Genomic DNA, 12,324 nt, shown 5'->3' with positions numbered 1-12,324 from the left:
GACGTTGTATGGGCAGGATCATGACGGCGGTAAGCACTCAACCCAATTGGCAAGCGATCGCACGCGACTTTGAAGCCATTGTTGGAAAGTCTGGAGTCGTGCGGAAACGCGAAGAATTGTTGGTTTATGAGTGCGACGGCTTGACTAGCTATCGAGAACGTCCGGCGATCGTCGTTCTGCCGCGCACGACTGAAGAAGTGGCGGCGGTGGTGAAAGTGTGCGATCGCGCTTCGGTGCCGTTTGTGGCGCGGGGGTCGGGCACGGGATTATCGGGGGGTGCTTTACCGATCGAGAACTGCGTTTTGATTGTCACGTCGCTGATGCGGAAGATTCTCAAGGTCGATTTGGAAAATCAGCGCGTCGTCGTTCAGCCTGGCGTGATTAATAGCTGGGTGACGCAGACGGTAAGCGGCGCGGGATTCTACTATGCGCCTGATCCATCGAGTCAGATCATTTGCTCGATCGGCGGGAACGTCGCTGAAAATTCGGGCGGGGTGCATTGCCTCAAATACGGTGTAACGACGAATCACGTATTGGGCGTGAAAATTGTCACACCCGATGGATCGATCGTCGATCTGGGCGGTGAAATTCCTGAAATGCCGGGATATGACTTAACGGGTGTGTTTGTCGGTTCGGAAGGAACGCTCGGCATTGCCACCGAAGTCACGCTCAAAATTCTCAAAACGCCAGAATCGATTCGCGTTCTGTTGGCAGACTTTACCAGTGTAGAAGCTGCAGGTGCAACCGTTTCCGACATTATCAGTGCAGGCATCATTCCCGGTGGGATGGAAATGATGGACAACATGAGCATTAATGCGGTCGAGGATGTAGTTGCGACCGGCTGTTATCCGCGCGATGCGACTGCAATTTTGCTAGTCGAAGTCGATGGATTGGAGGTCGAAGCCGAAGTCAACTGTCAGCGAGTCGCAGAAATCTGCAAGCAAAATGGGGCGCGTAACGTTACAGTTGCCACCGCAGCCGATGAACGTCTCACCATCTGGAAAGGTCGTAAGGCAGCATTCGCCGCAATGGGCAAAATGAGTCCTGATTACTATGTGCAAGATGGAGTCATTCCCAGAACGAAGTTGGAATATGTGCTGAGTGAGATTGAAGCATTAGGCACAAAGCATGGCTACAAAGTGGCGAATGTTTTCCACGCAGGAGACGGCAACTTACATCCGTTGATTCTGTACGATAATGCAATTCCCGGTGCATTAGAGCAAGTCGAAGAGTTAGGCGGCGAAATTCTCAAGCTCTGTGTCAAAGTTGGGGGCAGCATTTCTGGCGAACACGGTATCGGAGCCGATAAACGCTGCTATATGCCGGAAATGTTTACGCCTGCGGATTTGGAAACGATGCAATGGGTGAGACAAGCCTTTGACCCGAAAGGCATCGCCAATCCGACGAAGTTATTTCCGACTCCCCGGACTTGCGGAGAAGCAGCGAAAGCGTATGGACAAAAGACCTTTGAAAACGTCGATCGCTTTTAGGTTTTACAATTGAATACATGATGTATTGCGGATTGTGTCATGCAGGTCGCTTCTTCGATCGAGTCGGTTCCGGGACAGTATTGGAACTGGCGGAATGAGCCAGTTTACTATGTGCGAATGGGGGAGCGGAAAAATCGCCCCCCGTTATTGTTGATTCACGGGTTTGGAGCTTCTACCGATCACTGGCGCAAGAATGTGATTGGTTTAAGTTCCGAGTTTGAGGTTTGGGCGATCGATCTATTGGGCTTTGGGCGATCGTCAAAACCAGATTGGCGCTATAGCGGTGAGCTGTGGCGCGATCAGATTCACGAATTTATGAATGAGGTGATCGGCGCGCCTGCGGTGCTTGCCGGAAATTCACTCGGTGGATACGTCGCGCTCACGGTTGCCTCTCAACGTCCCGAATCCGCAGCCGGGTTAATTCTGATTAACAGTGCTGGCCCGTTTACGGATATTCAAGGCACCACCAAACCTGATCCGATTCGTCAGGTGATGGGTAGCTTTGTGATGACGCTGTTTCATCAAGATTGGGCGAGCTGGCTGCTGTTTCAGTATGTGCGGCAGAAGTCGGTGATTCGGAACACGCTGCAAAAGGTGTATCTGGATCAGAGCGCAGTTACCGATCGCTTAATCGAAGAGATTCAGCGCCCTGCCTTTGATACCGGAGCGGAAAAGGTGTTTGCCTCGGTGTTCCGCACTCCCCAAGGTGAAAAGGTTGATGTATTGCTGCATCAATTAACTCGACCGCTCTTAATGCTCTGGGGCGAAGGCGATCCGTGGATTAATGCCCGAGAGCGGGGTGCAAAGTTCCGCAGCTATCATCCGCAACTAACGGAATACTACCTGGATGCAGGGCATTGTCCACATGATGAAATTCCCGATCACGTCAACCAATTGATTCAAGATTGGGTGGTTGATCAGGTCATTCAAGCTTGAGAACTGTCAGCCGATTGGATTGCTTGGATTTGCTCGATCGAGAGCTTTGTAATCCGAGCAATCGCCTCGATCGCCATGCCTTCTTGTAGCATTGCGATCGCGACCTCTCTTTGCGCTTGTTCTCTTCCTTGTTCTCTTCCTTCTTCCATCAGTGCTTGGTAAGTGACAGATTCTTTCATAATGTCCTGCCGTAGAAGTCGTTGAACGATACTTTTATCTAATAGTAATCCAGCTAGGATAAATGCGGAGGCAGCGACATTTTGCTGCGTTTCTTTGTTTGGTATGCGCTCGATCACTTGGGCGACTTGCTGAAGCGCTTGAGTACGATCGCTCGTTTGACTCAGCGTTGCAAACGGTAAAAGTCCAGGAGACTGCAAGAAAAGATCTGTCGGTTGCTCCCAAAGCCGAATCACACCAAAATTATGCCGAGTTTCCTCTAGGACAAAGCTTGACTGTTGCACCAGTTCTGAAGTCGTGGGCTGAAGATAAATCACAAATTGACGCACCGTTTTACTCGGAAATCGGCGGTAGAGCCGAACGCGATAATCGAGCATTCTGAAGGGAATCGTTGCGCTGGGTTCGGTTTGAAATTCGAGATGCAGCACAGTTGCTTCAGATTGCAGCAAAATTAAGCTATCGACGCGAATCGGTTCGAGCGATAGCTCCGATGGACTGAGTTCGGTTAGCTCGATCGCTTCTCCCAAAAGCACGAGGCAAAATCGCTGGAAAAGGTTTCAGCTAGAAACTTGCAGATATTGTCGTACATACTTTACCTGAGTGAACCAGTTATCGAAGAGGATTCGCGGCTTGCTAGATTAGCGATAAGGGCTATCTCAATCAATCCCAGCAAGCGGCTTCCAATTTGTAGCTTTGGCTACGAGTGAATCGAGACTTTCTGTAGTTGGTCTTAAAGAACTCCACGGTTAAGAAATGCCTTCTTAAGATAGAAGTAAGCACTCTCTTGTCTTGACTACGCTACAGAGAGTGTGAATGTGAAAACCCTGAATCTCAGGGGAGGAAACTCGAATGGTCGATGCTTATCCGCAGCTTACTGATCGCGACACTCTGCTCGATCGAGACTGCACGACTCTCTCGCGTCATGTGCTAGAACAACTCCACAGTTTTTCAGCCGAGGCACAAGATCTCAGCGCCATCATGACGCGCATTGCGCTTGCTGGAAAGCTGATTGCGCGTCGCCTCAGTCGAGCTGGACTGATGGAAGGGGTTCTAGGCTTTACGGGCAATACCAATGTGCAAGGCGAATCCGTTAAACGGATGGATGTTTATGCCAACGAGGTATTTATCTCTGTATTCAAGCAAAGCGGTTTAGTCTGCCGTCTCGCTTCTGAAGAAATGGAGCAGCCTTACTACATTCCAGAAAACTGCCCGATCGGGCGCTACACCTTGCTGTATGACCCGATCGATGGTTCCTCGAATGTCGATATCAACATCAACGTGGGATCAATCTTTGCGATTCGGCAGCAAGAAGGCGAGGACACCGACGGGCAAGCGCAGGACTTGTTGCAGAGTGGACGCAATCAGCTTGCTGCAGGCTACATTCTGTACGGGCCGAGTACGATGCTAGTGTATTCGATCGGCAATGGGGTTCACTCATTCGTGCTTGATCCCAGCTTAGGCGAGTTCATTCTGGCAGACGAAAACATTCGCATTCCTGATCACGGGCCGATCTACAGTGTGAACGAAGGGAACTTCTGGCAGTGGGAAGAGTCGTATCGCGATTTTATTCGCTATGTGCATCGGCATGAAGGTTATACCGCCCGCTACGGTGGCGCATTGATCGGGGACTTTCATCGCATTCTCTATCAAGGCGGTGTATTCCTTTATCCCGGCACTGGAAAGCAGCCGGACGGTAAGCTGCGGCTGCTGTACGAAGCCTCACCTTTAGCCTTTTTGGTTGAGCAGGCAGGTGGACGGGCTAGCACTGGAACTCAAGACATTCTTGATTTTGTGCCCGATCGACTTCATGCCAGAGTGCCGTTGATTATTGGCAGTAAAAATGATGTTGCGCTGGTTGAATCATTTGTAAAAGAGCGCATTCGAGAAAAAGCCGTTTTGTAAAGCGTAGTTCACCACACACCTTAAATAGGAGCAGATTCCCAATGACAAACCATCTCTTAGAAATCAAAGATTACGGTCAAAGCATTTGGATGGACAACTTGACCCGCGATCTGATTCAGTCGGGCGAACTCAAGCGCATGATCGACGATCGAGGCTTGCGCGGCATTACTTCCAATCCTGCAATCTTTGAAAAAGCAATTAACGGCAACAAGATTTACGATGCGGACATTGAGGCAGGCATCAGCGCTGGCAAGCCACTGCTTGACATCTATGAGTCGCTGATTTTCGAGGATATTCGCAATGCGTGTAACATCTTTGCTGGAATCTACGAAGAGTCGGGTGGACTGGATGGCTATGTCAGTATCGAAGTTCCGCCCAACATCGCAAACGACACTGAGAAAACAATCAGCGAAGCTCGGCGCTACTACACAGAAATTGGTCGTCCGAACGTGATGATCAAGATTCCGGGAACTTCAGCAGGTTTACCCGCCGTTGAACAAGTGATCTCAGAAGGCATCAACGTTAACGTTACTTTGCTGTTCTCAGTTCAAAGCTATATCAACACTGCATGGGCTTACATTCGTGGACTAGAGAAACGAGTCGAAAAAGGTGAAGACATCAGCAAGCTTGCGTCAGTTGCCAGCTTCTTCCTCAGCCGCATCGATAGCAAGATCGATGAAATGATCGATGCGAAACTAGCTAAGGGCGCAGATATGTTGCAAGAAGAAGCCAAACTGGCTGCAGTTAAAGGCAAGGTGGCGATCGCAAACGCCAAAGTCGCCTACCAAGAATACAAGAAGATCGTGGCTGATCCCCGTTGGTTAGCCCTGAAAGAAAAAGGCGCAAACGTACAGCGACTGCTCTGGGCAAGCACCAGCACCAAGAACCCCGATTACAGCGACGTGATGTATGTCGATGAACTGATTGGAGCCGAGACGGTGAATACCTTGCCGCCGAACACGATCGAAGCTTGTGCTGATCATTGTGATGTAGCTCCCCGAATTGATACCAGAGTCGAAGAAGCCTACAACTTGATTGAAAGCTTGAAAGATCCGGACATTGATATCAACTTGGATCAAGTCATGAGCGACCTGCTCGAAGACGGCATTGATAAATTCGTCCAGCCGTTCAACTCGCTGATGAGTTCAATGCAAGAAAAGGTTGATCGGCTCGCTAAAGTCTAGAAACTCTGTTCTCACCCCAGCCCTCTCCCACGGGGAGAGGGAGCAAGAGTCCGGCTCCCCTTCTCCCACGAGGAGAAGGGGTTGGGGGATGAGGGCACACCACCACACAGGCTACTCTCCACCCCTTCACTATGGTCACTCTCCTACAAAACCCGCTCCGTGTTGGACTCCAACAGCAGCGGATGCCCGAACCGAATATCATTGTGTTTTTTGGTGCGTCCGGTGACTTAACCAAACGCAAGCTCGTTCCCGCGCTGTATCACCTCAAGCGAGAGCGCAGACTACCGCCTGAATTAACGATCGTCGGGGTTGCCCGTCGCGAATGGAGTGACGATTATTTTCGGGAGCAAATGCGCGAAGGAGTCGAAGAATTCTCTGATGGAGTCGGCTCTGAGGCGCTGTGGCAAGATTTCGCCCAAGGATTGTTCTACTGTCCTGGAGACATTGACAATGCGGAAAGCTATCAAAAGCTGAAACAGCGACTAGAAGAAATTGATAATATACGCGGCACCAGAGGCAATCGCGTTTTCTATCTGTCTGTTGCGCCCAAGTTCTTTCCCGAAGCGATTCGGCAGTTGGGCGATGCAGGAATGCTGAAAGATGCCCAAAAGACGCGGCTTGTGATCGAGAAACCCTTTGGTCGCGATCTCAGCTCGGCTCAGAACCTCAACCGCGTGGTCAACAAAGTCTGTCAGGAAAATCAGGTTTATCGGATTGACCACTACTTAGGAAAAGAAACGGTTCAAAACTTATTGGTGTTCCGATTTGGCAACGCCATCTTTGAACCCCTATGGAATCGCCAATTCATTGATCACGTTCAAATTACGGTGGCTGAAACCGTCGGTGTCGAAGATCGGGCGGGGTACTACGAATCTTCTGGAGCATTGCGCGACATGGTGCAAAACCATTTGATGCAACTGTTCTGTCTCACCGCAATGGAACCCCCGAACTCACTCGATGCCGATAGTATTCGGACTGAGAAGGTGAAGGTAATTCAGGCAACTCGACTGGCAGATACTAATCGCCTAGAAAATTCGGCCATTCGCGGGCAATACTCTGAAGGCTGGATGAAAGGCAAGGAGGTTCCCGGCTATCGGCAAGAACCCGGAGTCGATCGGAACTCCACCACGCCAACTTATGTGGCAATGAAGTTTTTAGTGGATAACTGGCGCTGGCAGGGTGTGCCCTTCTATCTGCGAACCGGAAAGCGATTGCCGAAAAAAGTGAGCGAGATTGCCATTCAATTCCGCGATGTGCCGTTTTTGATCTTCCAGTCGGCGGCAAAACAAGCGAACGCCAATGTTCTCGTCATGCGAATTCAACCGAACGAAGGCATCGGAATGCGGTTTGAAGTCAAAATGCCGGGAGCAGATTTGAGAACCCGATCGGTCGAGATGGATTTCAGCTACGGCAGTTCGTTCGGTGTGACTGGGGGAGAAGCCTACGATCGCCTCTTACTCGACTGCATGATGGGCGACCAAACGCTGTTTACTCGCTCTGACGAAGTAGAAGCTGCTTGGCGCGTAGTGACTCCCGCGCTCACCGCTTGGGAAGCTCCCACTGATCCCAGCTTGATCCCGCAGTACGAAGCAGGAACCTGGGAACCCGCCGAAGCCGAGCAACTGATTAACCGCGATGGTCGCCGTTGGCGCAGACTCTAGCCATTTTGGATTTTAGATCAGCGATGTGATGCAAACGCTAAAAGCCAAAATTTAACCCCTAAAATCTAAACCCCTACTCTCTTATGGCTACTAAAACCGCCCCGCTCGTTTCCCTCCAAGCCCCAAAAGATGTCTCACTGAACGACATCGAGCAGGAACTCAATCAGATCTGGCAGTCCTACAGCGCGACAGGCGACGGCTCATCCATGGTCGCGACTCGTGCGACATCATTTACCCTGGTGGTTTATGAGCCAGAAGAAACCCAGCAATTGCTTGCGATGATGGGCTTTTATACCGGGCCTGTCGATGGTATTGATGGCCCTCGCACCGAAGCCGCACTTCATGCGGCTCAAGCGGCTTACGGCCTACCGATCGATGGCAAGTCCAGCCCCGGACTGCTGACAAAGCTGCGTGAAGATCTGGCTAAACGTAAGGGTGAACCGATCGGAGATAGCAACGCACCCCGCTATGTATCTGATGCTGCTGGAAGTGGAATTGCTGATGTAGTTGCCAGCCAGAATCCTTGCCGCATTATTTCGCTGTTTCCGATTGCAGGCGAAGATGAAGGCGTTTCGGCTCAGGTCTCGGCGTACTGTCCGATTAATAAATCAAATCACGGAACGCTGGTGTGCTGCGAATACATCATGCTCCGGGGAACGGAATCTGCGCTTGAGCGAGTAGGCAATCTCACTTCGTCGCTGTTGATTAGTGAATTGCCCAGAATTATCTGGTGGAAGGGTACGCCCAATCTTGACCAAGCGTTGTTTCAACGGTTGGCAAAGTTCTCGAGCCAAGTCATTTTCGATTCGAGCCGATTTACTGCGGATACCGAGGGCGACCTGCTGAAGCTGTCCGCGCTGATTGACGATGGTGTTTCTGTGATCGACTTGAACTGGCGACGGTTAGCCGCTTGGCAAGAACTTGCGGCAGAGACGTTCGATGCACCTGGACGACGCGAGGCAATTTGGGAAGTCGATCGCGTGGTGATCGACTACGAGAAGGGCAATCCGGCACAAGCGCTGATGTATCTCGGCTGGTTGGCGGGTCGGCTCGGCTGGGAGCCGAATTCTCGTGAACACGAAGGAGATATCTACGATTTACAACGGGTATATTTTACGGCTTCAAACGGTCGCAAGATTGAGGCGGAATTAGCCGGAATTCCGACGGCTGCGCTCGGAGAAGTCAAGGGCGATATGGTGAGCCTGAAGCTGTCTTCGACGAATCCGAATGTGGATTGCTGTACGGTCTTGTGTTCTGGCACAACGGGCTGTATGCGAATGGAAGCGAGCGGCGGCGCACAGTCTTGTCGAATCAATCAGGTGACACCACTGAATGATCAAAAGGCAGAAACGCTCTTGAGTGAGCAGCTTCACCGAGTCGGTCAGGATGTGCTGTACGAAGAAAGCATGGCAGTAACAGCAAAAATCATTAAGCTGTAGGTTGGTGTCAGTGCGATCGGTTTCACTGCGTTTTGAGTTATCGTGTCCCCCAAATCCCCCTGAGTGGGGGATTTGGGGGCAACTCGAACTTATGATCGAAGCGAACAACTGACATCAATATAGTGTTTTGCTCTAAAGTATGACGTTTGTAATTGCAGGGGAACGGAGCGGAGCCGGGAAAACCACAGTCACGTTAGCGCTGTTAGCGGCTCTGAAACGGCGAAATTTGCAGGTACGATCGTTTAAGGTCGGGCCTGATTATATTGATCCGATGTTTCATCGCCATGTCACCGGTCAGGCTTGTTACAACCTTGATCCGAGGCTGACTTCGGAAGTGTATGTGCAGCAGTGTTTTTCCCAAAAGGCGGGAAATTGCGCGATCGTTGAAGGCGTAATGGGACTATTCGACGGTGCAGCCGGACAAAAAGATTTTGCCAGTACCGCTCACATTGCTCGACTGCTCGATTTACCGATTTTACTGGTGGTCGATTGTAGCCGTTTGTCGTATTCAGTTGCCGCGATCGTGCATGGATATCGCTCACTCGATCCCCGCTTGAAATTCGCAGGGGTCGTACTGAATCGAGTCGGCAGCGATCGACATTTAGAATTGCTCAAATCTGCTCTAGAACCGTTAGAAATTCCGATTTTAGGAGTATTAAGGCGACAGAATGCGATAGAAATTCCTGATCGCCATCTCGGTTTAGTCCCGACCGACGAGCTACCCGGATTAAATGAACTCATCGATCGCTTAGCTCACCTCGGCGAAACCTGTTTCGATTGGGCAGCATTAATGCCCCTAACTTCCGTTCAAAGTCCCCCACAAGTGGAGAATTTAGGGGGCAGCGATCAACCCAAACGTAGCCAAACGTATCGAATCGCGATCGCCCGTGATGCCGCTTTTAATTTCTATTACGAAGACAATCTAGAACTTCTCAAACAATCCGGTGCAAGCTTGATTGAATGGAGTCCTCTAAACGACGATTTCCCCGAAGACATCGACGGTTTGTATTTCGGTGGCGGCTTTCCTGAAATGTTTGCCGCAACGCTAAGTGAAAATCAAGCGACACGCAAAGCCATCCAAACTGCAATTCAATCGGAAATGCCTACGTATGCAGAATGTGGTGGATTAATGTATCTGAGTGAAAATATTGTGGATTTCTCCGGCGATACTTTTCCAATGGTTGGAGCAATTCCCACAACAACAGTCATGCGATCGCGTCTGACACTCGGTTATCGTCGCGCCATGACGCTGGAAGACACACCGATCGTCGCTCAAAATACGATCGTTCACGGACACGAATTTCATCGCTCCACCCCCACCTCTCCACCTCCCCACCCCCTATTCCAATTCACCGAAACCGAGCAATTCGACGGCTGGCGATCGTCCAACTTACACGCCTCCTACCTGCATTTACACTGGGGCGCAACTCCAGAAATTCCCAAACGCTTTGTGCAACACTGCGCTAAATTCAACCGCGATCGCTATCCTAAAAAAGAATAGGGATTAAAACATTAAACATGGCTGGATCGATCGAACAAATTACACAACAGCTTGCCGCCCTCGACCAAAAGATCGAGGCAATGGGCGACACCTTCACCGAAACCTATCGCGGCTATCTCAAGCAGCTTGGGCAAACCGTCAGGCAGCAAATCATCCTGTCGTGCTATCGGATTTGCACCGAAAACTATCCCACCCGCTTCTTATCGCTTTCCCTCAATCAGCGGCAGCAGCTCCAGGAAAACCTGCAAGCCCTAGCGCGTCAAACCATAACCGACCTCAACGATCTGCTCATCCCGATCGCCCAAATCACCCTTGAACCCGAATCCGAAGATCTCCCTGATGAACTCGAAGCCCTCTTGTCCGAAACGGACTACGACTTGCCCAGCGAATCTTCGCTCACGCCACTCGAAGCCCTTACCATCTGGCAAGAACAGCTAGAGCGATCGATTAATAAAACCCTAAAAACTGCCTCCAGCGCCGCCAATCGCCTACTCCAAGACGCTGAAATCCTACCCAAGCGCCTCCCACAAGCCGTCCTGGATGCCGCAGCAAAAGCAGAAGGCAGCGACTCCAACGCAGCCAACCTGCTTAACGTTCTCGTCAACGCCAGTGAAAAAACCGAGGACGCGGAAACTTCACAGCCCGTCATTACCGCCCTAATGCACGTTGTTGCCGTCAATCTGCGGGTTTCAGAACTCGAATTTAATGACCCAGCCGTTTCATCCTGGCGCAACAAACTGCGCGATCTCAAGCAGCAACTCCAAGGAATGGCGCGGGACTACCAGAAGAAACGCCGCGAACAGTCGATCGCTCAAGCCCAGCTCGCCTGGAAATCTACCTGGGTAAAGGACGAAGGCTGATCCTTAGATCTATGCCAAATTTACCTACCCCGCCTATTCTAGAAACAGAGAAAACAAGGGAGAACGGAAGGTGGCGAACCAGACAATCAAATTAGCTGCGATCGGTGATGTTCACGACCGATGGGAAGCTGAAGATGAAGCAGCGCTTAAATCCCTCGGCGTTGATCTGGCATTGTTCGTGGGCGACTTTGGTAATGAATCAGTCAATATTGTCAAGTTGATCGCCGAAATGCAGATTCCCAAAGCCGCCATTATGGGAAATCATGATGCTTGGTACACAGCAACCGACTGGGGAATTAGTAAATGCCCTTACGATCGCAAAAAAGAGGATCGGGTGCAGCAACAATTAGATCTACTGGGTGAAGCGCACGTTGGGTATGGCAAGCTTGATTTTCCGCAGTTGAATCTCAGCGTGGTCGGGAGCCGCCCGTTTAGCTGGGGTGGCTCTGGCTGGAAAAATGAGAGATTCTATCGGGAACGCTACGGAGTTGAGAGCTTTGATCAGTCGGTCGATCGTATCCTTGATGCAGTTGATCAAACTGAAACCGACACGATCCTTTTCATCGGTCACAACGGCGCGAAAGGTTTGGGAGATCGCCCCGAAGATCCCTGCGGTCGAGATTGGCAGCCGATCGGCGGTGATCATGGTGATCCTGATTTCGCAGAAGCGATCGTTCAAACCCGCGATCGCGGAAAATTGGTGCCGCTAGCGGTGTTTGGGCATATGCACCATTCGCTGAGACACACCAAAACCGAGCTACGCCGCCCGATTCACGTGGATGCTGCTGGAACGGTTCATCTCAATGCTGCTAGGGTTCCAAGAATTATTGAGCAAGACGGCGATCGCCTGCGAAACTTCTCGATCGTCACCTTACAAGACAGCAGCGTCATAGAAGCATCGCTAGTTTGGTTGAACCAGAGTTTTGAAGTTGTCCAAGAAGAGATTTTATATCGATCAAAAGATGCCGCCAAAGCGATCGCGTAATTGAGAAGCATGATTTAATTCACGCCCGGGTCTGCGGTGAATCACAAACATCCTCTAATGCCAGATTGATCTTTAATCGCTACAGATCTTGCAAGCCCCCTAAATCCCCCACGAGTGAGGGACTTCAAGCAAAAGAAGAATTGGATTCTCAAAGTTCCCCAGAATGGGGGATTTAGGGGGCGAAGGATC

10 protein-coding genes are annotated in these 12,324 nt (G+C 50.8%); 9 read left to right on the top strand and 1 reads right to left on the bottom strand.

Features of this window, described 5'->3' with window-relative positions; all coding sequences use genetic code 11:
• Positions 1-20 precede the first annotated feature (20 nt).
• On the top strand, positions 21-1,490 hold the full coding sequence (glcD, locus tag NC980_RS04460; RefSeq protein WP_190379978.1) for a glycolate oxidase subunit GlcD: 1,470 nt from the start codon (positions 21-23) through the stop codon (positions 1,488-1,490).
• A gap of 39 nt (positions 1,491-1,529) precedes the next feature.
• Positions 1,530-2,426 (top strand): alpha/beta fold hydrolase, encoded by an 897-nt coding sequence (locus tag NC980_RS04455; protein WP_190379911.1) that lies wholly within the window; start codon positions 1,530-1,532, stop codon positions 2,424-2,426.
• Here NC980_RS04455 and NC980_RS04450 read toward each other — a convergent pair.
• Complete coding sequence (locus tag NC980_RS04450) at positions 2,417-3,136, bottom strand: Rpn family recombination-promoting nuclease/putative transposase (protein WP_347273442.1); 720 nt, start codon at positions 3,134-3,136, stop codon at positions 2,417-2,419. The genes NC980_RS04455 and NC980_RS04450 overlap by 10 nt on opposite strands.
• A gap of 316 nt (positions 3,137-3,452) precedes the next feature.
• On the opposite strand from NC980_RS04450, the gene fbp reads away from it, so the two are divergent.
• From fbp to NC980_RS04415, 7 genes are all read left to right on the top strand, one after another.
• Positions 3,453-4,505, top strand: coding sequence for a class 1 fructose-bisphosphatase (fbp, locus tag NC980_RS04445; RefSeq protein WP_190379910.1), 1,053 nt, complete (start codon positions 3,453-3,455; stop codon positions 4,503-4,505).
• 41 nt (positions 4,506-4,546) lie between these two features.
• A complete protein-coding gene (tal, locus tag NC980_RS04440) occupies positions 4,547-5,689 on the top strand; it encodes a transaldolase (RefSeq protein WP_190379909.1) in 1,143 nt (380 codons plus the stop codon).
• Positions 5,690-5,820: 131 nt separating this feature from the next.
• Positions 5,821-7,350, top strand: coding sequence for a glucose-6-phosphate dehydrogenase (gene zwf, locus NC980_RS04435; protein ID WP_190379908.1), 1,530 nt, complete (start codon positions 5,821-5,823; stop codon positions 7,348-7,350).
• Positions 7,351-7,433: 83 nt separating this feature from the next.
• Positions 7,434-8,789: a glucose-6-phosphate dehydrogenase assembly protein OpcA gene (gene opcA, locus NC980_RS04430; protein ID WP_190379907.1), complete on the top strand. Its 1,356-nt coding sequence runs from the start codon at positions 7,434-7,436 to the stop codon at positions 8,787-8,789.
• Between the two features lie 139 nt (positions 8,790-8,928).
• Positions 8,929-10,290 (top strand): cobyrinate a,c-diamide synthase, encoded by a 1,362-nt coding sequence (locus NC980_RS04425; protein WP_190379906.1) that lies wholly within the window; start codon positions 8,929-8,931, stop codon positions 10,288-10,290.
• 17 nt (positions 10,291-10,307) lie between these two features.
• Entirely contained in the window at positions 10,308-11,150 is an 843-nt protein-coding gene (locus tag NC980_RS04420; protein WP_190379905.1) for a hypothetical protein, read from the top strand.
• Positions 11,151-11,220: 70 nt separating this feature from the next.
• Positions 11,221-12,135, top strand: a complete 915-nt coding sequence (locus NC980_RS04415; protein WP_190379904.1) for a TIGR04168 family protein — start codon at positions 11,221-11,223, stop codon at positions 12,133-12,135.
• Positions 12,136-12,324: the final 189 nt, after the last annotated feature.

This window comes from Leptolyngbya sp. AS-A5 (genome assembly GCF_039962495.1).
Classification (GTDB): Bacteria; Cyanobacteriota; Cyanobacteriia; order Leptolyngbyales; family Leptolyngbyaceae; genus Leptolyngbya.
Note: the sequence above shows the minus strand (reverse complement) of the source record. Positions and strands in the feature narration are given on the sequence as shown.

What these genes read in the sequence shown, in the direction of transcription:
- glcD (WP_190379978.1), top strand. Translation starts at nt 21, where the DNA reads ATGACGGCGGTAAGCACTCAACCCAATTGGCAAGCGATCGCACGCGAC.
- NC980_RS04455 (WP_190379911.1), top strand. Translation starts at nt 1,530, where the DNA reads ATGCAGGTCGCTTCTTCGATCGAGTCGGTTCCGGGACAGTATTGGAAC.
- fbp (WP_190379910.1), top strand. Translation starts at nt 3,453, where the DNA reads ATGGTCGATGCTTATCCGCAGCTTACTGATCGCGACACTCTGCTCGAT.
- tal (WP_190379909.1), top strand. Translation starts at nt 4,547, where the DNA reads ATGACAAACCATCTCTTAGAAATCAAAGATTACGGTCAAAGCATTTGG.
- zwf (WP_190379908.1), top strand. Translation starts at nt 5,821, where the DNA reads ATGGTCACTCTCCTACAAAACCCGCTCCGTGTTGGACTCCAACAGCAG.
- opcA (WP_190379907.1), top strand. Translation starts at nt 7,434, where the DNA reads ATGGCTACTAAAACCGCCCCGCTCGTTTCCCTCCAAGCCCCAAAAGAT.
- NC980_RS04425 (WP_190379906.1), top strand. Translation starts at nt 8,929, where the DNA reads ATGACGTTTGTAATTGCAGGGGAACGGAGCGGAGCCGGGAAAACCACA.
- NC980_RS04420 (WP_190379905.1), top strand. Translation starts at nt 10,308, where the DNA reads ATGGCTGGATCGATCGAACAAATTACACAACAGCTTGCCGCCCTCGAC.